The 23912-nt window shown below is 63.5% G+C and carries 21 protein-coding genes; 6 read left to right on the top strand and 15 right to left on the bottom strand.

Annotated elements, in window-relative coordinates:
• The first annotated feature begins 395 nt into the window (after positions 1-395).
• Positions 396-1313, top strand: a complete 918-nt coding sequence (locus EB230_RS01665) for a hypothetical protein (RefSeq protein ID WP_172371130.1) — start codon at positions 396-398, stop codon at positions 1311-1313.
• 94 nt (positions 1314-1407) lie between these two features.
• Here EB230_RS01665 and EB230_RS01670 read toward each other — a convergent pair whose 3' ends face one another.
• The 10 genes from EB230_RS01670 to EB230_RS01715 all read right to left on the bottom strand — a co-directional run bounded on the left by EB230_RS01670 (position 1408) and on the right by EB230_RS01715 (position 13472).
• Positions 1408-2805 carry an NAD(P)(+) transhydrogenase (Re/Si-specific) subunit beta gene (locus tag EB230_RS01670; protein WP_056569240.1) on the bottom strand — a complete coding sequence of 466 codons (1398 nt, stop codon included), beginning with the start codon at positions 2803-2805 and terminating at the stop codon, positions 1408-1410.
• A 1-nt stretch (position 2806) separates the two neighbouring features.
• Positions 2807-3235, bottom strand: coding sequence for a proton-translocating transhydrogenase family protein (locus EB230_RS01675; protein ID WP_171883267.1), 429 nt, complete (start codon positions 3233-3235; stop codon positions 2807-2809).
• Complete coding sequence (locus EB230_RS01680) at positions 3232-4512, bottom strand: Re/Si-specific NAD(P)(+) transhydrogenase subunit alpha (RefSeq protein WP_056569237.1); 1281 nt, start codon at positions 4510-4512, stop codon at positions 3232-3234. Before EB230_RS01680 ends, EB230_RS01675 begins: the two co-directional genes overlap by 4 nt.
• Before the next feature lie 87 nt (positions 4513-4599).
• Positions 4600-4824, bottom strand: coding sequence for an aa3-type cytochrome c oxidase subunit IV (locus tag EB230_RS01685; RefSeq protein ID WP_056569234.1), 225 nt, complete (start codon positions 4822-4824; stop codon positions 4600-4602).
• A gap of 180 nt (positions 4825-5004) precedes the next feature.
• On the bottom strand, positions 5005-5154 hold the full coding sequence (locus tag EB230_RS01690; RefSeq protein WP_019862764.1) for a DUF3096 domain-containing protein: 150 nt from the start codon (positions 5152-5154) through the stop codon (positions 5005-5007).
• A 162-nt stretch (positions 5155-5316) separates the two neighbouring features.
• Positions 5317-6087 carry a hypothetical protein gene (locus tag EB230_RS01695; protein WP_056569231.1) on the bottom strand — a complete coding sequence of 257 codons (771 nt, stop codon included), beginning with the start codon at positions 6085-6087 and terminating at the stop codon, positions 5317-5319.
• A 146-nt stretch (positions 6088-6233) separates the two neighbouring features.
• Positions 6234-8549, bottom strand: coding sequence for an EAL domain-containing protein (locus EB230_RS01700; protein WP_172371132.1), 2316 nt, complete (start codon positions 8547-8549; stop codon positions 6234-6236).
• A gap of 91 nt (positions 8550-8640) precedes the next feature.
• On the bottom strand, positions 8641-12120 hold the full coding sequence (locus EB230_RS01705) for an indolepyruvate ferredoxin oxidoreductase family protein (RefSeq protein WP_056570341.1): 3480 nt from the start codon (positions 12118-12120) through the stop codon (positions 8641-8643).
• 214 nt (positions 12121-12334) lie between these two features.
• Complete coding sequence (locus EB230_RS01710) at positions 12335-12868, bottom strand: hypothetical protein (RefSeq protein WP_081294943.1); 534 nt, start codon at positions 12866-12868, stop codon at positions 12335-12337.
• On the bottom strand, positions 12861-13472 hold the full coding sequence (locus EB230_RS01715; RefSeq protein ID WP_056569222.1) for a CGNR zinc finger domain-containing protein: 612 nt from the start codon (positions 13470-13472) through the stop codon (positions 12861-12863). Before EB230_RS01715 ends, EB230_RS01710 begins: the two co-directional genes overlap by 8 nt.
• Positions 13473-13620: 148 nt before the next feature.
• Here EB230_RS01715 and EB230_RS01720 point away from each other — a divergent pair, with 148 nt between their 5' ends.
• The 4 genes from EB230_RS01720 (at position 13621) to EB230_RS01735 (ending at position 18147) form a co-directional block, all read left to right on the top strand.
• The gene (locus EB230_RS01720; RefSeq protein WP_056569219.1) at positions 13621-14526 is read left to right on the top strand and encodes a branched-chain amino acid ABC transporter permease; all 906 of its coding nucleotides are present in this window, start codon (positions 13621-13623) and stop codon (positions 14524-14526) included.
• 207 nt (positions 14527-14733) lie between these two features.
• Positions 14734-15318 carry a TRAP transporter small permease subunit gene (locus EB230_RS01725; RefSeq protein ID WP_056569216.1) on the top strand — a complete coding sequence of 195 codons (585 nt, stop codon included), beginning with the start codon at positions 14734-14736 and terminating at the stop codon, positions 15316-15318.
• On the top strand, positions 15318-17105 hold the full coding sequence (locus EB230_RS01730; RefSeq protein WP_056569213.1) for a TRAP transporter large permease subunit: 1788 nt from the start codon (positions 15318-15320) through the stop codon (positions 17103-17105). Before EB230_RS01725 ends, EB230_RS01730 begins: the two co-directional genes overlap by 1 nt.
• A 13-nt stretch (positions 17106-17118) precedes the next feature.
• Positions 17119-18147 carry a zinc-dependent alcohol dehydrogenase family protein gene (locus tag EB230_RS01735; RefSeq protein WP_056569210.1) on the top strand — a complete coding sequence of 343 codons (1029 nt, stop codon included), beginning with the start codon at positions 17119-17121 and terminating at the stop codon, positions 18145-18147.
• Positions 18148-18413: 266 nt separating this feature from the next.
• Here the strand turns inward: EB230_RS01735 and EB230_RS01740 are convergent, their stop codons facing one another.
• Positions 18414-19520, bottom strand: coding sequence for a TRAP transporter substrate-binding protein (locus tag EB230_RS01740; protein WP_056569207.1), 1107 nt, complete (start codon positions 19518-19520; stop codon positions 18414-18416).
• A gap of 264 nt (positions 19521-19784) precedes the next feature.
• On the opposite strand from EB230_RS01740, the gene EB230_RS01745 reads away from it, so the two are divergent.
• Positions 19785-20558 carry a gamma-glutamyl-gamma-aminobutyrate hydrolase family protein gene (locus EB230_RS01745; RefSeq protein ID WP_056570339.1) on the top strand — a complete coding sequence of 258 codons (774 nt, stop codon included), beginning with the start codon at positions 19785-19787 and terminating at the stop codon, positions 20556-20558.
• Between the two features lie 36 nt (positions 20559-20594).
• Here EB230_RS01745 and EB230_RS01750 read toward each other — a convergent pair whose 3' ends face one another.
• From EB230_RS01750 to EB230_RS01765, 4 genes are all read right to left on the bottom strand, one after another.
• Positions 20595-21266, bottom strand: a complete 672-nt coding sequence (locus tag EB230_RS01750) for an outer membrane protein (protein ID WP_056569204.1) — start codon at positions 21264-21266, stop codon at positions 20595-20597.
• 116 nt (positions 21267-21382) lie between these two features.
• Positions 21383-21769: a hypothetical protein gene (locus EB230_RS01755; RefSeq protein ID WP_056570337.1), complete on the bottom strand. Its 387-nt coding sequence runs from the start codon at positions 21767-21769 to the stop codon at positions 21383-21385.
• Positions 21770-21852: 83 nt separating this feature from the next.
• Positions 21853-22836: a 2-hydroxyacid dehydrogenase gene (locus EB230_RS01760; protein ID WP_056569202.1), complete on the bottom strand. Its 984-nt coding sequence runs from the start codon at positions 22834-22836 to the stop codon at positions 21853-21855.
• On the bottom strand, positions 22833-23855 hold the full coding sequence (locus tag EB230_RS01765) for a LacI family DNA-binding transcriptional regulator (protein ID WP_172374962.1): 1023 nt from the start codon (positions 23853-23855) through the stop codon (positions 22833-22835). The genes EB230_RS01760 and EB230_RS01765 overlap by 4 nt, the downstream gene beginning before the upstream one ends.
• Between the last annotated feature and the right edge of the window lie 57 nt (positions 23856-23912).

The following is a 23912-nucleotide window of genomic DNA, read 5'->3' on the forward strand; positions in this document are numbered from 1 at the left end:
TGCGCTGAAGAAGCTTGCCAGGGCGGCGTTCAGGCGCGCTCCCCTGCCAGTCCTTCCAGCATGGAATCGATCCAGCCGGCTTAGCTAGGCTGGCCGGCACCATTGGCAGGCAGGGACGAAGCCCCGGATTCCGCCTGTCTGGACCTATGGGCCAAATCCCAACACCATGATCGCTTGAGCTATTTGTGCGAAGCGGCGCTCCGAATTGTTCCATCGCCGGCAACCAAATCATTTTATAGCCCGCCGGAACGGAAGTCCTCTCGGGACATTGTGACAACATCGATCACAATTTCTCACAGGAGGCCTTCATGGGACGTGGCATTTTGCTCTGGTTGCTCGGCATTCCGATTCCGATCATCATCCTCATCATGCTGTTCGTACGGTAGGGGGCATTGATGCAGCCCACCGTATCGGCCATCGACCTATCCGCGTCAGAAGAATCCTCCGCTACAGCCGTCAGCTGGGGACCGATCATTGCCGGCGCCTTCGCGGCCTCGACATTAACCTTCGTCCTGATGCTGCTCGGCTCGGGTCTGGGCCTCAGCATGGTTTCGCCATGGTCAGGCTCGGGTGCGTCGGTTACCACCTTCGCGGTATCGACGGCGATCTGGCTGATCGTCGTGCAGTGGCTCTCCTCCGGCGTCGGTGGCTATCTTGCCGGACGCCTGCGCACCAAATGGGTCGGGATCCATACCGACGAGGTCTATTTCCGTGACACCGCTCACGGCTTCCTCGCCTGGGCATTGGCCACCTTGCTTGTGGTTGGCGTGCTGGGCTCGGCACTCTCCGCTGCACTTGGTTCCGGCGTGCAGGCGGTTTCCACAGTGGCGTCGGGCGCTGCCATGGGTGCCTCGGCTGGCGCCTCCGCCAATGCCGGCGGCGCGTCGGCCAACAATGCGACTTCCTATCTGGTGGATTCGCTCTTCCGTCCGGCCGATCCGGCCAAGCTCGCAGGAACCAATCCGGACAGCGACGCCGCCGCGGTCGGGCAGGCCTCGCGCATCCTGGTCGCCAGCGCCGCGGCGGGCGAGATTTCGGCCGACGACAAGACCTATCTGTCGCAACTGGTTGCCGCCCGCACCGGTCTTTCGGAGGCCGACGCCAAGGCGCGTGTCGATGCAATGGTCGCCAAGGTGGAAGACGCCAAGGTGAAGGCGAAGCAAGCCGCCGACACCGCCCGGAAGGCCAGCGCGACCTTTGCCTTGCTCGGCGCCTTGTCGCTTGCCATCGGCGCCTTCATCGCCAGCGCCGCCGCGGCCCTCGGCGGCAGGCAGCGCGACGAAGAGGAAGCAGTGTTCCTGACCAGCCGCTGAACCCAGGCACGCTCCCGAAAATGAAAGAGCCCGGTGTTTCGCTGAAGCCGGGCTCTTTGCTATTCTGATAGCGGCGTTTGTGCGATCGGCCGGATCAGTGATCCATGGCCTTGACGATCTCTTCCGTCATCTTCTTGGCGTCGCCGAGCAGCATCATGGTGCCGTCCTTGTAGAACAGCGTGTTGTCGATGCCGGCATAGCCGGAGCCGAGCGAGCGCTTGACGAACAGGCAGGTGCGCGCCTTGTCGACGTCGAGGATCGGCATGCCGTAGATAGGCGAGGACTTGTCGTCGCGCGCGGACGGGTTAGTGACGTCGTTGGCGCCGATGACATAGGCGACGTCGGCCTGCGCGAACTCGGAGTTGATGTCCTCCAGTTCGAAGACCTCGTCGTAAGGCACATTGGCTTCGGCCAAGAGCACGTTCATGTGACCAGGCATGCGGCCGGCAACGGGATGGATGGCGTATTTGACGTCGACGCCATTGGCCTTGAGCTTGTCGGCCATTTCGCGCAGCGCGTGCTGGGCCTGGGCGACCGCCATGCCGTAGCCCGGCACGATGATGACCTTCTGCGCGTTCATCATCAGATAGGCGGCGTCATCGGCCGAGCCCTGCTTGACCGTGCGCTCGATGCCGTCATCAGCCGCTGCGGCCGTCTCGCCGCCGAAGCCGCCGAGGATGACCGAGATGAAGCTTCGGTTCATGCCCTTGCACATGATGTAGGACAGGATGGCGCCCGACGAGCCGACCAGCGCGCCGGTGATGATCAGCGCCAGATTGCCGAGCGTGAAGCCGAGTGCCGCGGCGGCCCAGCCCGAATAGGAATTCAGCATCGAGACGACGACCGGCATGTCGGCGCCGCCGATCGGGATGATCAAGAGGATGCCGAGCACCAGCGAGGCGGCGACGATCAGCCAGAAGACCAGCTTCGATTCGGTCGTGACCAGCAGCACGATCAGCACGACCAGCGCGATGCCGAGGGCGGCGTTGATGAAATGGCGGCCGCCGATCATGATCGGCTTGCCCGACATGCGGCCATCGAGCTTCAAAAAGGCGATGACCGAGCCGGTGAAGGTGATGGCACCGATGGCGACGCCAAGGCTCATTTCGACCAGGGCCTGGGCATGGATGTCACCCGCCGTGCCGATGCCGAAGCTTTCCGGTGCATAGATGGCCGCGGCCGCCACCATGACGGCGGCAAGGCCGACCAGCGAGTGGAAGGCCGCAACCAGCTGCGGCATCGAGGTCATGGCGATGCGGCGCGCGGTGACGGCGCCGACACCACCGCCAATGGCGAGGCCGAGCACGATCAGGCCGAAGCGGCCGGCCGACGGGGTTGCCAGCGCCAATGTGGTGGCGATGGCGATGCCCATGCCGATCATGCCGTAGAGATTGCCCTGGCGGCTGGTGGTCGGATGCGACAGGCCGCGCAGCGCCAGGATGAACAGGATGCCGGAGACCAGATAGAGGAAGGAAGCGAGATTGACGGTCACGTCACTTTTCCTTCTTCTTGTACATGGCCAGCATGCGCTGGGTGACGAGGAAGCCGCCGAAGATGTTGACCGAAACCAGCATCAGGGCGACGAAGCCGAAACCGGCGGCAACGCCGGAGGCAGCAATGCCGACAGCCAGCAGCGCGCCGACGACGATGACCGACGAGATGGCGTTGGTGACGGCCATCAGCGGCGTGTGCAAAGCGGGGGTGACCGACCAGACCACGTAGTAGCCGACGAAGATCGCCAGCACGAAGATGGCGAAACGGAAGACGAAGGGATCGATGGCGCCGCCGGAAAGTGCGTGCGCGGCATCACCCGCCGCTTCGGCACCGCCCGGCGCATTTGCCAGGTTCTGCACCGCCAGCCGGACGGCGGCACTTGCCTGATCGAGCTGGTCGAGGGCTTTCTGCAGGGTCTGATCCATCACGCGGTCCCTTTCGACTTGGGCGAGGACGACTTGGATGCGGCGGTTTTCCTGGGCGCGGCCTTTTTCGGCGCGGCAGGCGTGGAAGCATCGGCGACCATGGTCGTGGCCGGGATCGCGGCCGGCTCGACACGAGGCTGCTGGTCGGCCTTGGCGAAGGCCGGATGGACAACCTTGCCGCCGTCGGTCAGCATCGTTGCCTTGACCAGGTCGTCGTCTCGGTTGATGGCAAGTGTCTTGGTGTTCTTGTCGACCAGCGTCTCGAGGAAAGCGAACAGGTTCTTGGCATAGAGCAGCGAGGCGGATGCGGCGACGCGGCCCGGCACATTGAGGTGGCCGACGATCTTCACATTGTTGGCCGTGGTGACGACCTTGCCCGGCTCGGAACCTTCGACATTGCCGCCGCGCTCGACGGCGAGATCGACGAGCACCGAGCCCGGCTTCATCGAGGCGACCATGGCGGCCGAGACCAGCTTCGGCGCCGGACGGCCGGGGATCAGCGCCGTGGTGATGACGATGTCCTGCTTGGCGATGTGCTCTGATGTGAGCGCCGCCTGCTTGGCCTGGTATTCCTTCGACATTTCCTTGGCGTAGCCGCCCGCGGTTTCCGCGGCCTTGAACTCGTCATCCTCGACGGCCAGGAATTTCGCGCCGAGCGAAGCGACCTGTTCCTTGGCGGCGGGGCGCACGTCGGTGGCGGTAACGACCGCGCCGAGGCGGCGCGCCGTGGCGATCGCCTGCAGGCCGGCGACGCCGACACCCATGATGAACACCTTGGCCGCCGGCACGGTGCCCGCCGCCGTCATCATCATCGGCAATGCGCGATCATATTCCGAAGCGCCGTCGATCACCGCCTGGTAGCCGGCAAGGTTGGCCTGCGAGGACAAAACATCCATCGATTGCGCGCGGGTGATACGCGGCATGAATTCCATCGAGAAGGCGGTGACACCGGCCTTGGCCAGGGCCGCTACGGCGGCGTCATTGCCGTAAGGATCCATGATGGCGATCACGGCGGCGCCGGATTTGTAGCTCTTCAGTTCGGCTTCCGTCGGCCGGCGCACCTTCAGCACGACATCGGCCTTGGCGACATCGGAGGCCTTGCCGATGGCGGCACCTGCCTTGGCAAACTCCTCGTCGGGGATGCGCGACCTTGTGCCGGCACCGGTTTCGACAACCACATCGAAGCCAAGCCCCGCAAGCCGCTTGACCGTATCGGGCGAGGCCGCGACACGCGGCTCGTTCGCGTCAAGCTCACGAGGGATGAAAACCGTCTGTCCCACCGCATGATCCTTTCGGCTGGAACCTGTTTGCGCAAAGTGTCGGCCGGAACATCCGGCGACGTCAATGGCAACGGGGTTTTGGAAGGTCTATCGCAGAATGAAGGCGCCGGCGGCCATAATCAGGAAGAACAGGATAAGCGCCGAGAAGAAGCCGCCAGCGAAGAAGCCGAAAGCCATCGCCAGAAGAAGCGCGCCGCAGAAAAGCGACCCGTATTTGGCCAGCGCGAGAAAGCCCGCATAGGTGCGGTCATGTTCGGCATAGTCCATCTTCGCGCCCAGTTCGACAGGACCGGTCGGCGAGTGATCAGCCATAGGAATACCCCTTCGAAGACATCTTTCAGGCACATAGCGAAAAGCCGGGCCGAGGGCAATGGCGCTATTGCCGCATCGCTGCCGACAACTGCCTCAAGGGAACATTGAAACTGCGGAAAATTGAAACTGCAGGCATATCCCGGCGAGGGACAGCCTTCGCGCCAGGCTTGATCGTCAGCCTCAGCCGGCGAGGTGCGGGAAAAGACCGAGCAATCCAACGACGATCAGATAGAGCGCGACGATGTAGTTCAGCAGCCGTGGCATGATGAGGATCAGCACGCCGGCGATCAGCGAGATAAGCGGCGTGAGCGCGAGCTGGGAAATATGCATGTCGAGATCCTTTCCAGAAGCGATGCCACCAACTTGCGGCTATGTCGCCCTATACAACGCCGTCACGCCAGGAAGGCTCCATCGTGATGCACGTTGCCCAAAAGCCGAGGCCGGTTCAGAGCGGAGGACATGCCCGAGGAGGCGACCAAGGACCGCTTTGGCTCAGGCTGCTTCGAAATACTTGGCGGTGGGCAAGATGGTCAGCGGTGCCAGTTCGCCCCTGTTGGGACGTTGGAAGAGCATGCGTTGCTCGAATGCCGTCGAGTTGAAGAACGGAAAGCGATCCAGCGTCGCCTGCATGTTCTCGGAGCACTTCGACTGGAAGAGATGCACGGGGACGGTAAGGCCGGGATAATTTCGCGGAGGCACCGCCTGCTCCGATCGGAAGATGCGATGATAGAAGGCGGAGTGTTCTTCCTTGATCGCCGTCAGGCAATAGGTCGGCTTGAAATGGCTGCAAGCAACCACCGCCAGCCTGAGAGTGACATACGGCAGCACGCGCAAGCTGCTCGACCACTCGAGATCGGCCGCGAACCGGCTCGGATCGACGAAAGTCTCGCCAGTCGCCAGTCGCCGCGCCAGCACGTCGCCGAAAACATCGGTGCTGGGCGACACAGGATATCTTGCGCTGGCGTAGTGGATTCTGATGGTGCTGACGAGCGCGCCGTCGAAGAAGACGCCGAAGCGGTATGAATTGGGCAGGTCGTCGAAGTCGTCCTTCACCATGCGGGAGGCATCTGGCTTGACCATGCCGGCGTGAAGATAGGAATTGTAGCGAAGCCTATAGATCGCCTCTAGATCCTCGGCGCCATCGCAAAGGCGATACTCCACATGCTCCAGAACATCCATGACGTGATCTGAAAACACTGAGGGGCTGTTCTTGCCCTTGCCCGCAGCCGCCGCAACGGGCGTACCCAACAACTTGTTTTCCATTCTGTCCTCGCACCGCCGCATAACGACAATAGCGAAGCACAGGAGGAACCAGAAGCAAAATTCCGAGCTTTTGCGTTTACTCTAAATTAACGTTAACAAATGGTAAATTGCGGGCACGGGAAGATCCGGGTCTTGATGACTGGATTTCAGGGGGCGGCGCGCTTGGCGATCGGCTGCAATTCGGCGGCGAAGGGCCAGGTCACATTGGACATGGTTTCGATGCCCGACGCGCTGAGTGCGGCACCGAACAGGAAGCCCTGGACAAGATCCGGTTTCACTGAATGCAGCAGGATCTTGAGCTGCTCGAATGTCTCGACGCCTTCGATGGTGACGGTGAGACCCAGGATACGGGTCAGGTCGACGACGCCCTTCAACAATTCCAGCGAGCGCGGATTCTGGGTAACATCCATCACGAATGAGCGGTCGATCTTGATCTTGTCGAGAGGCAGCTTGTGGAGATAGCTCAGGCTGGAATAGCCGGTGCCGAAATCGTCGAGGGCGATGCGCACGCCAAGCCGCTTCAGTTCCTCGATATATTGACGCGTCTGCGACTTGTCGTCGAGCAGCGCGGTTTCGGTGACTTCGATCTCCAGCCGGCCGGCGGCGAGGCCTGAACTGGCCAACGCATCGCGGACCTTCTGGATGACATCGCCATTGCGGAAATCCCTGGCGGAAAGGTTGACCGAGACGCTGGTCTGGTCAGGCCATTTGGCGCATTCGGCGCAGGCCGCCTGGAGCACGAAAGTGCTGATCTCGGAAATGATTCCCATCTCCTCGGCCAGCGGGATGAAGATGCCGGGGGAAATCGGCCCGAGATCGGGATGGTCCCAACGGCAGAGTGCCTCGCAGCTGGCGATGCGCATGGTCTTCATCGCCACGATCGGCTGATAGACAACCCGCAGGTTCTTGCTTTCCACGGCGGTGCGCAGATCCGCCTTCATCAGTTGACGGTTGCGGAACGCGGCGTCCATCGCCGCCTCGAACAGCCGCCAGCCGTTCTTGCCGAGTTCCTTGGCCTTGTAGAGCGCCAGGTCGGCCTTGACGATCATGGCGTCGACGTCGGTTCCCTCGACCTTCGACAGCACCGCGCCGGCGCTGGCCTGGATCCGCAAGCCGTGGCCGGCGACGTCGACCTCACCCTGCAGGTCGGCGAAAATCTGGTCGAGCAGGCTGGCGAGATGGCTTTCGTCCTCGATGCGATCGAAGAACACCATGAATTCGTCGCCGCCGAAGCGGCTGACGGCAATGCCTTGCCCAGCGATCGCCGAGAGCCGTTCCGCGACGGCATAGATCAGGCCATCGCCGACAGGATGGCCGAGCGTGTCGTTGACGCTCTTGAAATCGTCGAGGTCGATCACCGCCAGGCCGCACAGGCGGTCACGCTCGCCGGAGGCCATCAATTCGCCGACCAGTTCGTGGAAATAGGCGCGGTTCGGCAGGCCGGTGAGGTTGTCGTAGCGCGCCATGAAACGGATTTTTTCCTCCGTCTCGACACGCGCCGTCACGTCTTCAAAGGTGATGACGCCCAATTCCTGGTTGCCCTCGCGGGCGGAGAATTCAAAGTGCTGGCCATTGGAAAAGGAAACCAGCACCTTGCGGTCGCGGCCTTCGCGCAAGGCGCGCGTCAGCTGCGCCTCGATATAGCGGCAGTCCTTCGGTGCCAGCATGCCGCCGGCAACGCCGCGCAACAACAGTGAATGGATCGACCGCCCGAGCAACTGGTCGGGCGATTTCAGCGACATCAGACGGGCGGCCTCGGCGTTGCCGACGACCACCTTGCCGTCCGGACCGAGCATGACCAGGCCATGCGACATGGTGTTGAGGGCGCGGTTGAAGCGCTGCGCGATCTGTCTCGCCTGCTTGTGTCCGACAACGGCCGAAAACAGCACATTGCGGACGTGGTCGGCGCTGCCCTTGATGATGAACATGAAGGGGATGATCAGCAGGCCCAGCACGACATAGGGTAAGTCGAACCTGAGGATGAGCGCCGCGGCGATCGGCCCGACGAAGGTGACCGCAAAGATCATGACCATGCGCGGCGAGCCGTAATTTCGGCCGACGACGGTCACCAGGGAGGCCATCGTCACCGACAGCGCCCCGATCTCGGCATAGGAGTCCGAATAGACATAGATGGAAATGAAGCAAAAGAACCCGAGCAACAACCCCTGAAGGCTACCCTTCAGGATGTATTCGCGCTCCCACTTCGTTGCATCGGCGGCGTCGCGAATCTCGCCGCCCGAGCGGTGGAATCGCCGCAGGCTGAAGTAACGCCAGACGCCGATGCCGAGCAGAGCGCCGGCGAGAACCAGGAAAATAGGCTGGCCGTGGCGCCAGTAGACCATGAGGCTGATCGTGGCGTGGCAAAGCGCGCCGATAACCAGCATATGCGCGTTGTCGAACAACGAGCGCACAAACTGGATATAAACATCCACTGGGATGTTATCGGTCTTTGTTTTGCCCATTACTGGCGCCCAATGAGCCCCAGCCTTGGCATAGTCCCATTAAAAAACCTTTAGCCTGGGCTGAAACGCCTGATTTTAGGCGCTTTTTGGATCATTCGGCGGCCTGAAGTTCCGGCCTTGCGGATGCTTTTGCCAAGCGATCGAGCAGCCTTTGGCGCTCGCCCAGGGCCTTTTCGGCGGTGGCCTGCCGGACATGGCCATAACCGCGGATGAGCGCGGGAACCGAAACGAGAGCGACCGCCGCATCGGCCTTATCGGGTGCCAGCGACTTGGCGACGAGCTGCAGATCACCCTCGTACTGTGCCAAAAGCTGCCGTTCCGCACGCCGTTCGGCGGTGTAGCCAAAAAGGTCGAAAGCAGTGCCACGCAAGCCCTTCAGCGCCGCCAGCAGCTGAAAACCCTTCATCATCCAGGGGCCGAAGCTCGACTTCCTCGGTTTGCCATCATTGCCGCGACGTCCCATGAGCGGCGGCGCGAGATGGAATTCGAGCTTCTCGTAGCTCTGGAACTGCTTTCCAAGCTCGGCGGCAAAGGAGCCGTCGGTGTAGAGCCGAGCCACCTCGTATTCGTCCTTGATCGCCATCAGCTTGAACAGGTTCCTCGCCGCCGCCTCGGTCACGGCGGTCGAGCCGGGCACGGCCTTGGCCTCGGCGGCGCGCAGCTGCGCCAGCCTGTCGGCATAGCGCTTGCCGTAGGCGGCGTTCTGATAGGAGGTCAGGAAGGCGACACGGCGGGCAATGATCTCGTCCAGCGTCTGCGCGACCGGGGCGGTCTGTCCCGCCTTGCCTTGCTGGGAGACAAGGCCGCGCACGAAATCCGGCTGGTGTGCCGCGCGGCGGCCCCAGCGGAAGGCGGCGATGTTCATCGCCACCGCTTCGCCATTGAGCTCGATGGCCTTTTCGACGGCCTCGGCCGACAGCGGCAGGCCGCCATGCTGGAAGGCAAAGCCGAGCATGAACATGTTGGCGCCCAGCGAATTGCCGAACAGCGATGTGGCGGTGCGGGTGGCGTCGAAAAAATGCGCCTTGTCCTCGCCGGCGGCGGTGCGGATCGCTTTCTTCAGGCGTTCTATGGGCAGCGAGAAATCCGCCGAGCGGGCAAACTCGCCGGGCATGATCTCAGCGGTGTTGGCGAGGAAGATGGTATGGCCCTCGCGTACCGCCGTCAGCACCTTCTTGGCGCCCGACACGACGAGGTCGCAGCCAAGCACGAGGTCGGCCTTCCCCGCCGAAACGCGGATGGCATGGATATCGTCCGGCGTGCGGGCGATGCGGACATGGGTGAACACCGAGCCGCCCTTCTGGGCGAGACCGGCCATGTCGATCATGCCGCACCCCTTGCTCTCGAGATGAGCCGCCATGCCGAGCACGGCACCGACGGTGACGACGCCGGTGCCGCCGACGCCATCGATGATCGCCGCCCAGCCCTCGGCACCCAGAGGAAATTCGGCCGGTGCCGGCACGCCGTCGAGCGGATCGGTCTTGCCGGCCAGGCCCTCGGCTTTCCTGATCTTGGCGCCATGCACGGTGACGAAAGACGGGCAGAAACCGTTGACGCAGGAGAAGTCCTTGTTGCAACTCGACTGGTCGATCTTGCGCTTACGGCCGAATTCGGTCTCGACCGGCTGGATCGAGACGCAGTTCGACTGCACGCCGCAATCGCCGCAGCCTTCGCAGACCAGTTCGTTGATGAAGACGCGCTTGTCGGGATCGGGAAAGGTGCCGCGCTTGCGGCGCCGGCGCTTCTCGGCCGCACAGGTCTGGTCGTAGAGCAGGATCGACACGCCCTTGACGTCGCGCAACTCGCGCTGGACGAGGTCGAGGTCGTCGCGGTGGTGGATGGTGGCGCCGGCGGGGAATTCGGCCTTGCCGGCATATTTGTCGGGTTCGTCGGTGACGATGGCGATCCGGTCGACGCCCTCTGCCCGCACCTGCCTGGCGATCATGTCCACCGTCAGGCCGCCCTCGTGCGGCTGGCCGCCGGTCATGGCCACGGCATCGTTGTAGAGGATCTTGTAGGTGATGTTGGCTCCGCTCGACAGCGCGAAGCGGATCGCCAGCGTGCCGGAATGGTTGTAGGTGCCGTCGCCGAGGTTCTGGAAGATATGATCGCGCTTGGAGAAAGGCGCCTGGCCGACCCATTGCGCGCCTTCGCCGCCCATGGCCGTGAAGCCCAGCGTATTGCGGTCCATCCACAGCGCCATGAAATGGCAGCCTATGCCGGCGGCGGCGATCGAGCCGTCCGGCACCTTGGTCGAGGAGTTGTGCGGACAGCCCGAACAGAAGAAGGGCGTGCGCGAACCGATGTCGGTGGCGTCCGCCAGCATCGCCTGGAACTGGCGCAGCTTCGCCACCCGCGCCGAAATCTCTTCCGAAGGGCCGATGGTTTTCACGATGCGCTCGCCCAGGGCAATGGCAATCTCGTTGGGGTCGAGCGCGCCCTTGGCGGGAAACAGCCAGTCGCCGCGCTCGTCCTTCTTGCCGACGATGACCGGCTGGATGGCGGTACCGTAGAGGTTCTCGCGCAGTTGCACCTCTATCAGCGAGCGCTTCTCCTCGACGACGACGATGGCGTCGAGGCCACGGGCAAAGTCCGCGATGTGCTGCAGGTCGAGCGGCCAGGGGCAGCCGACCTTGAACAGCCGCACGCCGATGCGGTTGGCGGCCGCCTCGTCGATGCCGATATCCTCCAGCGCCTGGCGGACATCGAGATAGCTCTTGCCCAGCGTGATGATGCCGAGCTTCGGGTTGCGGCCACCCGAATAGACGATGTGGTTCAGCCCGTTGGCATGGATGAAAGCGGAGGCCGCGGCACGCTTGTACTCGTGCAGCCGCTCTTCCTGGCCGAGCATGTCGATCTCGTGGCGGATGTTGAGGCCGCCCGGCGGCATGTCGAACTCCGGCAGGACGATGTTGAGCCGTTCGAGCGAGGCGTCGACCGAGGCCGTCGATTCGATGTTGTCCTTGACGCATTTGATCGCCGCCCAGGTGCCGGCGAAACGCGACATGGCAAAGCCATACAGCCCGTAGTCGATGATCTCCTGGACGCCGGCCGGATTGAGGATCGGCACCATGGTGTCGACGAAGAGGAATTCGGTGGCGTGCGCATTGGTCGAGGATTCGGCCATGTGGTCGTCGCCCATGAGCGCGAGCACGCCGCCGTGCCTGGACGAGCCGGCGAGATTGGCGTGACGGAACACGTCGCCCGAACGATCGACGCCCGGCCCCTTGCCGTACCAGACCGAAAAGACCCCATCATGAGTGCCCTCGCCCAGCAGCTCCGTCTGCTGCGATCCCCAGCAGGCGGTGGCGGCAAGTTCCTCGTTGAGGCCGGGCTGGAAGACGATGTCGGCCCCGGCGAGCTGCTTCTTCGCCTTCCACAGCTGCATGTCGAGCCCGCCGAGCGGCGAGCCGCGATAACCGGAGACGAAACCAGCCGTGTTCAGGCCGGCGCGGCGGTCGCGCTCGCGCTGCATCAGGAGCATGCGGATGACCGCCTGTGCGCCGGACAGGAAGATGCGCTCCTTTCCAAGGTCGAACTTGTCGTCGAGCGCGACATCATGCAGCGTCATCGGGCATTTCCTCTGCGAAGGCCGCGGCCAGCAGCCAACGTCGGGATCGGATGGCGCATCCTTTCTCCCCTTGCAAGGCAGGTCAAACAAAATCGAAGGGGCCAGGCCACGCGCAACAAACAGTCCGGCGGGCACCGGACCACGCATGAAACCGTGCGCCGACAGCGCCACGGCGCACGAAAATTCCAGACGAAACCGGTGCGGTCGGAAGCTGTCAGCCGGCTTTCGAGCAGTCCGGCTTCGGCTCGCCCGGCAGCTTGCCGTCGGGATGGCCCGCGAGGTCGGGATTGGCCGTATAGAGCTGGTCGATGACCAGCGGCCGGTCGGGCAGGATCGACTGGTCCTCCGTCGACATCAGCGTGGTGTCGATCGTCTGCAAAACGGTACCGTCGGCGCCCTTGATGCTGATGGCGATGGCATAGGGCTTGTTCTTGACGATGCAGGCCAGCGCCGGGCTCTCCAGGCTCACCTTGTCGAGCTTCGGCCAGACCTTCTGTTCGACCACCAACGGCGCACCGCCGGCAGGGTTCTGGAAGCTGGCAACCGCCACCTGGCCCTCACCCATCGGCTGCAAGGGCCGCAGCGTCACGACGTAGGTTGCCCTGGCGAGACGGTAGTTGAAGACGAATATCTTGCCGGAAACCTCGAACAGCTTGCCCTCGCCGCCGGTATCGCGGCAGCCGCCGAGCGCCGCGGCGGCGATCAAGATGGCGCCGGCAACGAGCGCGCGTGAAAATCCCCTAGGCATCCTTGACCTCATGGGCCGCCAAGCGGCGGCGGCGATAGTGACGACTTGCCTTCTGCCGGTTGCCGCACACCGACATGTCGCACCAAAGACGGCTGGAATTGCGGCTTCTGTCGACAAACAGCCAGGTGCAGTTGGGACATATCCTGAGCCTCGCGATCGTGTCGTCACGCAGCAGCGAGAGTGCCGAAACCGCCAGCGCCGCCTCGAAAGCGATCGGCGTCGAGGGATTCCCGAACGGCTTTCCCGGTACACCGATCTCCGTGCGGCTGCCGGCCAGGCCCTCGGCACAGGCCCGCAGGAAATCCGGCAGATCAGCGGTGGCGAGCGCGCCCTTCGACACCGCGCCGCGAAACAGCCGGTCGGTAGCCTCGCGGATCGACAGCACGACAGGCGCGATTGCCGCCGGTGAGGACACAGCCAGCCGCCTGTCGCCAAGCTCGGCGGCGCGGAAGCCGCTGGCCGCATCGGCAAAGCGGGCGATTTCGACCTGATCGTCGAAGCGGTCGAATGTGCGTTGGGGATCGCCGCGCAGCACGACGGTGTTCGCCGTGTCGAGCGCGAGCAGGCCGCCGGTGAAGCGGTGCGGGGTCCAGGCAACTGTCATATCGCAAAATCTAACCGATAAATCGCGTTTGACAAGTTAGATTCGACGATGCAAACCTCCGATGCGCACGGTATCGTCGCTTTGTCTTGAGCATTTTCGCCGTCCCGGACCACCGCGCATTCCGGGCGTTACGCTTCTGGTGTTGAGCATGCTCTATTTTTTCCAGCAGGTGCTGAACGGGCTGCATTCGGGCGCGCTCTATGCGCTGCTCGCCTTCGGCTACGTGCTGACCAACGGTATCCTGCACCGCACCAACCTCGCCTATGGCGCGCTGTTTGCGTTCTGTGGCCAGGCGATGATCCTGAGCGTCGCCTTCGGCTATCAGGTTCTGTGGCTGACACTGCTGGCGTCGGTGCTGTTCGGGGTCGTCGCGGCGTTCCTCTATGCCGCGCTGATCAGCCATGTCCTGTCGCGCAGCATCTTCGAACCGCTGGCGGACCGCTCGCCCAATGCCATCGTGGTGACCACGCTCGGCATCCTGCTCGTGCTTTCGGAGGCCAGCCGTATCGCCGCCGACACGCATGATCTGTGGCTGCCGCCAATGTTGGCGCAGCCCATCGTCTTCGCCGAAACCTCAGGTTTCAAGGCGACGCTGACGCTGATCCAGGTGCTCGACTGCGCGGTGGTGCTGGCGGCGGTCGCACTCGCCACCTCAGCATTTGCCCACTCCAACTTCGGCCGGTGCTGGCGCGCTGTCTCGGACGATCCACGAGCAGCCGCCCTGTGCGGCGTCGACGTGCGCGGCGTGTTCCGGCGTGCCGTGCTGCTCGGCGGCTTCTGCGCCGCGCTGGCCGGCGTCATGGCCAGCCTCTACTACGGCAATGTCAGCTTCGGCTCAGGTCTGGTCTACGGCCTGAAGATCCTGTTCGTGACAGCGGTCGGCGGCTATCTTTCGCCACCTCGGGCGGCAGTGGGCGCGGCCGCCTTCGGCATGGCCGAATCACTATGGGCCGGCTATTTTCCGGTCGAATGGCGCGATGCGTGGATGTACCTGTTCCTGGTGGCCATGCTGATACTGATCGGCGCCGGCCGCGATACCGGCAAGGTCGTCTGAGCCCATCAGACTTTGCTTGCCCATCAGACTTTGGTTGCATGACGCCGGGGCAGACCGCCCTTGTCCCGCGCCCCCCTTCATCCGATACCGTTTTGCCGCCGCCATCCGTGTTGACCCGTCCTGCCACGCGCGGCATACCGTTGGGCCACGCGGCGTGACGGCAGAAAAAGGGGGAGCCGGCACGCCTCGTATACAAGGGAGGACTGCATGGAAGGGCCGCTCGCTCTGTCGCGAGGCATCGACCGCCTCAACGAATTCATCGGCAAATCGGTATCCTGGCTGATCCTGCTGGCGATCCTGGTGAGCGCGGCCAACGCCGTCATCCGCAAGATGTTCGACACCTCGTCGAATGCGTGGCTGGAACTGCAATGGTACCTGTTCGGCGCCGCCTTCATGCTGGCGGCCGCCTATACCCTGAAGCAGAACGAGCATATCCGCATCGATATCGTCTACGGCCTGTTTTCACGCCGCGTGCAGCACTGGATCGACCTTCTCGGCCATATCCTCTTCCTGATGCCGTTCGTGACGCTGATGGTCGTCTATTTCGTGCCCTACGTGTCGCTGTCGTTCCACAGCGGTGAAATGTCGACCAATGCCGGCGGCCTGATCGTCTGGCCGGCCAAGGCGATCCTGCTGGTCGGCTTTTTCCTGCTGGCACTCCAGGGCATTTCCGAAATCATCAAGAAGATCGCCATCATGCGCGGCGTCATGGACGATCCCAACCCCTTCATTTCCGTGCACGAACAGGCTGAGCTCGAAGCCAAGGCGCTGGCCGACGAGGTGCGCTCGTGATGGAGTTCATCGCCCAGAACATGGCGCCGATCATGTTCGCCTCGCTGATCCTGTTCATGCTGATCGGCTATCCCGTCGCCTTCTCGCTGGCCGCCAACGGCCTGATGTTCTTCTTCATCGGCGTGCTTTTGACGCCCTATTCGGGCGGGGCGATCAACCTCGCCTGGCCGCTGCTCCATGCGTTGCCGGACAATTTCTACGGCAGCCGGGTGATGTCGAACGACACGCTGCTGGCCATTCCGTTCTTCACCTTCATGGGCATCGTGCTCGAACGATCGGGCATGGCCGAGGACCTGCTCGACACGATCGGCCAGCTGTTCGGACCGATCCGCGGCGGCCTCGCCTATGCGGTGATCTTCGTCGGCGCGTTGCTGGCGGCGACCACCGGCGTGGTGGCGGCATCTGTCATCGCCATGGGACTGATCTCGCTGCCGATCATGCTGCGCTATGGCTATGACCGCCGTCTGGCGTCCGGTGTCATCGCCGCCTCCGGTACGCTCGCCCAGATCATCCCGCCCTCGCTGGTGCTGATCGTTCTGGCCGACCAGCTCGGCCGTTCGGTCGGCGACATGTATGCGGGTGCGCTGATCCCGGGCCTCGTGCTCACCGGTCTCTACGCACTCTACATTCTCATCGTGTCGATCTTCCGGCCGAAGATGATGCCGGCGCTGCCGCTCGAAGCGCGCACGCTCGGCCATGGCGTGATTTCGCTGCTGGTGGCGCTGGCGGCGGCGGTAGCCGTCTCCTATGCGGCGTACAGCTATCTGGCACCGACCCATGGCGACAATGCCGACATTCTTGGCGCCTGCGTCGGCGTGATCCTGATCTATGTCGTCGCGATCGCCGACAGAAGGTTGAACATCAACATGATGTCGCGGCTGGCGCAGCAGGTCGTCGTCGTGCTGATCCCGCCGCTGGCGCTGATCTTCCTTGTTCTGGGCACCATCTTCCTCGGCATCGCCACGCCGACCGAAGGCGGCGCCATGGGCGCGGTCGGCGCGCTGGCGATGGCCGCGGCAAAGGGCCGGCTGTCGCTGGACGTGATCAAGCAGGCACTGGCCTCGACGACGCGGCTGTCGTCTTTCGTGCTGTTCATCCTGATCGGCGCCCGCGTCTTCTCGCTGACCTTCTACGGCGTCAACGGCCAGATCTGGGTCGAGCATCTCCTGACCTCGCTGCCGGGCGGCGAAGTCGGCTTCCTGATCGGCGTCAACATCCTCGTCTTCTTCCTGGCCTTCTTCCTCGACTTCTTCGAACTGGCCTTCATCATCGTGCCGCTCTTGGCGCCCGCCGCCGACAAGCTCGGCATCGACCTGATCTGGTTCGGCGTGCTGCTCGGCGTCAACATGCAGACCAGCTTCATGCACCCGCCCTTCGGCTTCGCGCTGTTCTACCTGCGCTCGGTCGCCGCGCGCGTGCCCTATCTCGACCGCATCACCGGCAAGCAGATCGCGCCGGTCACCACCGGCCAGATCTATTGGGGGGCGGTGCCCTTCGTCCTGATCCAGGTGGTGATGATCGGACTGACCATCGCCTTCCCGCAAATGGTGATGCGCTACAAGGGCACGGCGATCGATCCCGGCACGATCGACTACAAGGTGCCGGAAGTACCCGGCCTGTCGCCGCTCGGCGCCCCGCAGGATGGTGGCGCGCCCGCCAGTGGCGGCAGCGCACCGACCGCGCCCGCCACGCCAGACCTGTCGCAACCGCCGAGCTTCGGCGATGCGCCGCCGGCCAAGCCGGCGACACCGGCGCCAGACCTCTCGCAACCGCCGAGCTTCAATTGAGAGGGACGATGCCATGAAAGCGGTGCGGCTGGAGGCCGTGGGCATCATCGCGCTGCGCGAGGTCGTCAAACCTGTCCCTGGCCCGGACGAGCTTCTGGTGCGGATCGAAGCCTGCGGCGTCTGCGGCACCGACCGCCACCTCTTCCATGGCGAATTCCCCTGCCGGCCACCGGTGACGCCCGGGCATGAATTTTCGGGCATCATCGAGGCGGTCGGCAACGGCGTCTCCGGCTTTGCCGTCGGCGACCGCGTCACCGGCGATCCCAACATCGCCTGCGGGAGATGTCCGCATTGCCATGCCGGCCGGGTCAATCTCTGCCGCAATCTCAATGCCATCGGCATCCATCGCGATGGCGGCTTTGCCGAGTATGTCGTTCTGCCGCAGAAGCAGGCCTTCATCCTGCCCGCCGACTTGCCTCCAACGCATGGCGCATTCTGCGAGCCGCTCGGCTGCTGCCTGCATGGCATCGATCTTGCCGCGATCAAGCCCGGCAGTTCGGTGATCGTGCTGGGCGGCGGCGTCATCGGGCTGCTCACCGTGCAATTGGCAAGGCTGGCCGGCGCCACGACCATCATCCTGTCGACCAGACAGGCCTCGCGGCGCGCGCTTGCCGAGGAACTCGGTGCGACGGCGACGGTCGACCCCACCGCCGAAGATGTCATCGATGCCATTTCCGGACCGGCGGGCCTGATGCCGGGCGGCGCCGACGTGGTGTTGGAATGCGCGGGCGTGCGCGAGACCGTCGAGCAATCGATGCGGCTGGCAAGGGCCGGCGGCACGGTCGTCGTCGTCGGCGTGACGCCGCAAGGCATGAAGGCCGAGTTCGAGCCCTTCGACCTGCTGTTCAGGGAATTGAAGGTGGTTGGATCCTTCCTCAACCCCTACACGCACCGCCGCGCCGCCGAGCTGATCGCGTCGGGCGCGATCGAGATCGAGCGGCTGATCTCCAGGCAGGTGCCGCTCGAAGAGGCGGCTGACGTGATCGCCAATCCGCCGGCGCCGGGCGAGGTCAAGGTGCTGGTGGTGCCAGGCCTCGGCTGAAGCGATTGCCTTCGCAAATTGTCAATTACGAGTGTTAGCGCTGCCCCTCATCGCCCTGCCGGGCACTTCTCCCCGTATAGCGACGGGGAGAAGGACGCCTCCGTCGCCGGTTTCGCCAGTTGCCAACGTTGCAGGAAGATGCGCCAAGGGTGCGGCAGCCACCTTCTCCCCGTCACTAAACGGGGAGAAGGTGCCGGCAGGCGGTTGAGGGGCGGCGCAGGCTTCAGCCATTAGCTGGCGCGAGCCCGAGGTCTTTCCGGATAGTTCTACAGCTTGCCGTTGCGCTGCTGGACCATCATGAAGGTGTCGTAATTGTACTCGGCCACCTGTGCCCAGAGATAGTGCTCCTTGCGGAAGCCCTTGATCGATTCCCAGATCTTCTTGAACGGCGCGTTCGAGGCCTCCATCTCGGCATAGACCTCGTTCGCCTTTTCGAAGCAGGCCGCCATGATTTCCTGGCTGAACGGACGCAGTTTCGCGCCGCCGGCCACCAACCGCTTCACCGCCGCGGGGTTCACATAGTCGTATTTCTGCAGCATGTCGGCATCCGTGGCCTGCGCGGCGGTGTGCAACAGCGATTTGTAGGTCGGCGAAAGCTCTTCGTATTTCGCCTTGTTGAACATCAGGTGGACGGTCGGACCACCTTCCCACCAGCCGGGATAGTAGTAGTAGGGCGCGACCTTGTAGAAGCCGAGCTTCTCGTCGTCATAGGGGCCGACCCATTCGGCGGCGTCGATGGTGCCTTTTTCCAGCGCCGGGTAGATGTCGCCGCCAGCGATCTGCTGCGGCACGACGCCGAGTTTCTGCACCACCTTGCCGGCAAAGCCGCCAATGCGCATCTTGAGGCCGGAGAGGTCGGCGACCGTGTTGATCTCCTTGCGGAACCAACCGCCCATCTGCACGCCGGTGTTGCCGCCCGGCAGCCCGAAAAGACCTTGCGTGGCGAGAAACTCGTTGAACAGGTCAATGCCGCCGCCATGATAATGCCAGGCATTCATGCCGCGCGCGTTGAGTGAAAAGGGAACCGCCGCACCAAGCGCCCATGTCGGGTCCTTGCCCCAGTAATAATATGCCACCGTGTGGCAGGCTTCGACGGTGCCGGCCGTGGTGGCGTCGGCGGCCTGCAGGCCGGGCACGAGCTCGCCGGCGGCAAAGACCTGGATCTGGAAATTGCCGTCCGTGGCTTCCGACAGCATCTTGGAGAAGACCTCGGCGCCGCCATAGATGGTGTCGAGCGATTTCGGGAAGGACGATGCCAGCCGCCATGTAACCTTGGGATTGGACTGGGCTATTGCCGGAGCGGCAAGCGTTGCCGCCGCCGCGGCGCCGAGACCGGTCACGCCGGCCTTGCGAATGAACGAACGACGATCCATGCAGTTCCTCCCTTTTGGATCAACAGACCGACATTCGGGAAATCCTCGGCTTCCCATATCGGTTGGCCGAAACAATACACGGGCAAGAAGCCTAGTCCAGCACGGCGGCCTGATTTGGTAACCAAGCCGTGCGACCCTGCAACTATAGTCTAACAAGGGATTTGGTGGCCCATGCGACACGCCGAAACTTGCCATGGAAAAACCACAGCGGATCGCCTATTTTGAAGCCAGGACCTACCTTGCCAGATGGAAACCAGAGCCAAAATGCAGCAGCCGCTCGTCGCCATATCGACCGACGTCCGTCAGTTCGACAACTACACCTGGCATGCCGCCCCTCAGCAATATCTCGAAGCAGCAATCACCGGTGCGGGCGTGTTCCCGCTGCTGGTGCCATCGTTCGGCGACAGGCTCGACTTCGACGAGCTTTTGTCCTCCGTCGACGGCGTCATGGTCACCGGCTCGAAATCCAACGTGCACCCCTCGCTCTACGGTGGCGATGCCAGCGAAGCCAACGGCCCTTATGATCCGGCGCGCGACGCCACCACGCTGCCGCTGATCCGCCGGGCCATCGAGCGGGGAGTGCCGCTGCTCGCAATTTGCCGTGGCATCCAGGAGCTGAACGTCGCGCTCGGCGGCACGCTGGGCACCGAGATCCAGGAGCGCGAGGGTTCGCTCGACCATCGCGCTCCCGCGAGCGACAAACAAGACGAGCGCTTCGCCATGCACCAGACCATTTCGATCAAGCCTGGCAGCTGCCTGGCCGGCGTGTTCGGTGCCGGAGACATCAAGGTCAATTCGTTGCACCGGCAAGCGATCGACCGGTTGGGGTCGAGGCTTGAGATCGAGGCAGTCGCCACCGACGGCACGGTCGAAGCGGTTTCGGTCAAGGGAGCCCGCGCCTTCGCCGTCGGCGTCCAGTGGCACCCCGAATACTGGGTCAAATCGGACAGCAACTCGGCCAAGATCTTCCGCGCTTTCGGTGATGCGGTGCGCCTGCATGCGGCGGCAAAGGCTGGCGCACGGGCCGCGGCGGAGTAGAAAAGGCGGCGACAATGTCGCCGCCTTCAATCGATATCAGAACTTGTAGCTGAAGCCGACGCGGACAGCTTGAGTCTTCACCTCGGTGGGGTACAGGAAGCCGCTGTCGGTCGCTGGATTGTCGGTGAATTTGCCGAAATCGCTGTAGCGATATTCGACGCGCGTCGTCCAGTTCTGCGTGAATGCATATTCGAGACCGGCGCCCACGGTCCACCCAGCTTTGGTATTGGACGAGTCGTCAGTCGTTCCACCATCGTCGTACTTGGTCTTGAAGTGAGCAACCGCGAGACCGCCAGTCGCGTACAACAGGGCCGGCCCCATCGCATAGCCAAGGCGTGCCCGCAAAGAACCTTGGACGTCGATCTTGGTCTTGATATTGCCGGCAAATTCGGAATCGACGGAGCCACTCATTCCCGAGGCTTCGATGTCGCCTTCAGCGCCAAGAACGAACGAACCGTAAGCCTGGTTGTAGCCAAGATGGATACCGCCGAGCACGCCGTTGGAGCTCCACGAGTCAGCCCAGTCCGAAAAGCCGTTGCCTATCTGGGAATCGTGGCTATCGACATCGCCCCAGCCATAGCCCAGTTGGACGCCGACATAGGGGCCGCTCCATTCATAGACTGCCGGACCGGAGGACAGCGCATCCGCGGCAAAAGCGCTGCCCGGAAGGGCGGCAAGAATGGCTGAAGCGAGCAGAATCGATTTCATAGGAGCACCCCGAAGCTGTGTTGTAGTCTAAACTGCTTCGGTTCCGGCGCAATACGGCCGGGTATCCCATGGATGTTTTCCTATCTGAAGTTGCAAAAAGACCACGCCTTGGCCGGCTAGTGACCGTCGACCGCCAATGACAGCAGCGGCAGCGTGGGCGCGTAGGATTCGTAGCCGTCCCCATCGGCAACGCTGAAAGCGACAATCGGATCGATGCCGTTAGCGCTGAAGGCGACCGTGCCGTCGTTCTGGTCGCGCCAGAATTTCGCCCGCTCGATGCCCGGCAAGAGCCGGCGGCAATTTGGAGCCACCGTCAACAACGACAGCCCATCCGAAATCGCGGCTCCGCGCGTCACCGCGCAGGCCCCCTCGTCGCCATTGGCGACCAGTTTGTAGGTGTTGGATGGCACGGCTTCTTCGGCAACGCTTTCACCGCCGCCTTGAAACATCTGAACGCCGCCAAACAGCGCGGCGGCAGCGATCAAGACGGAAAGCGCTTTCATCATCATTCATCCATTCTTGCGTACGGGATAAACAATGAATTCAAAGGGTTAAGCTGTCGTTAATAAGTGTGGCAAACTGCCACTCAGCCGCGATCCTTGACATGCGCCGTCTCCGGCACCGGTGTCAGCGCCCGGCGTTCGGTGAACCAGGAAACCAGATTGTCGACGCACAGATCGGCCATGGCGCGGCGCGTGTGCTCCGAGGCCGAGCCGACATGCGGCAAAAGAGAGGTGTTGGGGGCGTCGAGCAGCGCCTTGGGCACGTTCGGTTCGTCGGCGAAGACATCGAGCCCGGCTGCAGCAATGGTGCCGTCGGCAAGGGCCGCCGCCAGTGCAGCCTCATCGACCGTGCTGCCGCGGCCGATGTTGACGAAGACACCGTTGGCGCCAAGCGCCGACAGGATCTCGGCATTGACCGCCTTCTGCGTCGAAGCACCGCCGGGCGCCACCGAAATCAGCGTGTCGACCGCTTCGGCAAGGCCTTTCAGAGTCGGGTGGTATTGGTAGGAAAGGCCTTCGACACGAAGCCGGTTGTGGTAGGCGACCGGCAGTCCGAACGCCTCCAGCCGCCGGGCTATGGCCCGTCCGATGCGGCCCATGCCGAAAATGCCGACGCGGCGCGCGCGCAAGGTCAGCCGGCTCAGCGGATAGTTGCCCTTGCGAACCCAACTGCCATCACGCAGCCAGTTTTCCGCGCGCGGCAGGTCACGGATCGTGTTGATCAGCAGCCCGATCGCGGTGTCGGCGACCTCCTCGGTCAGGACGTCGGGCGTGTTGGTGACCATGATGTTCTTGGCCGCCGCATGGGCGACATCTACCGAGTCATAGCCGACGCCGAAGGAAGCGATGAGCTCGAGATTGGGCAGCGCGTCCATCATCGCCGCGCTGATGCCGGCAAAGGAGGCAATGCCACGCACCGTTCGGCGCATCTCCTCGGTGACCAGCGCCGGATCGGCGCGCTCGATCCTCACCTGTTTGAAGGTACGGTCGATACGTCGGACGGCATGGTCGCTGAAGTCCGCCGGTACCAGGATGGCAACGGCCTGCAGTTGGTCGGCCCTGGTCATGTCCGCTCCACCGGTCTGCCGGTCGACTGGCGCACATGCAGCTCCGGCTTGATCAATTCCTGCGAGGGCCGCACCGTCTGTCCGTTGAGCTTGTCGAGCAGCGCGCTGGCGGCGCGACGACCGACCTCGCGCTGGCCGTTCCAGACGGTGGTCAGCGCCGGCGTGGCGATCGCAGCCTCCTCCAGATCGTCATAGCCGGTGACGGAGATGTCGATGCCGGGCACCAGACCGGCACGGGCGATGCCGTTCATCAGGCCGATAGCGACGAGATCGTTCCAGCAGCAGGCGGCGGTCGGCCTGTCCTTCAGCGCCAGGAATTGTCCGGCCGCCTCGAAGCCGGCCTGCTTGGTGCGCGGGCCGGCGATGCGCCAGGACGGCCTGACCTCGAGCCCGGCCGCTTCCATGGCATTGACATAGCCCTGGTAGCGGTCGCGGCCGGTCGAGGTCTGGTCGGTGCCGCCGATCATGGCGATGCGCTTGTGGCCGAGCGAGATCAGATGGTTGGTGGCAAGCCCGGTGCCATAGGCGTCGTCGCCGCGAAAGACCGGCACGTCGGCGCCCTCGACGGTGCGCGCGATCAGCACCGCCGGCAGGCCGTTCTCCTCGGCCATCACGATGTCGGAAGCAGGCGTGCCGATGGCCGGCGACATGATGACGCCGTCGGCGCCAAGCTGCAGCAGCGTATCGATGAAGGTGCGCTGCTTCTCGAGCTGGTCGTAGTGATTGGACAGGATGAAGGTCTGCCGGCTGCGGTCGAGTTCGCTTTCGATCGAGCGCAATATCTCGGCGAAGAACGGGTTCATGATGTCGTGCACGACGACACCGACAATGCCCGAGCGCGAGGTGCGCAGGCTGGCGGCGCGGCGGTTGTAGATATAACCGATGGCGCGCGCATGTTCCTTGATGCGGTCGCGCGTGGAGCCGGCAACCAGCGGGCTGTCGCGCAGCGCCAGGGACACGGTGGCCGTGGACACGCCGAGTGCATCGGCGATCGTCGAAAGCTTGATTTTTTGTGCCAGCGCCTTGCGCTCCCCGAACGACCCGAATTGCGACCTAAACTGTTTAAAGGCGGCGTT

The organism is Mesorhizobium sp. NZP2234 (assembly GCF_013170765.1).
GTDB lineage: Bacteria > Pseudomonadota > Alphaproteobacteria > Rhizobiales > Rhizobiaceae > Mesorhizobium > Mesorhizobium loti_D.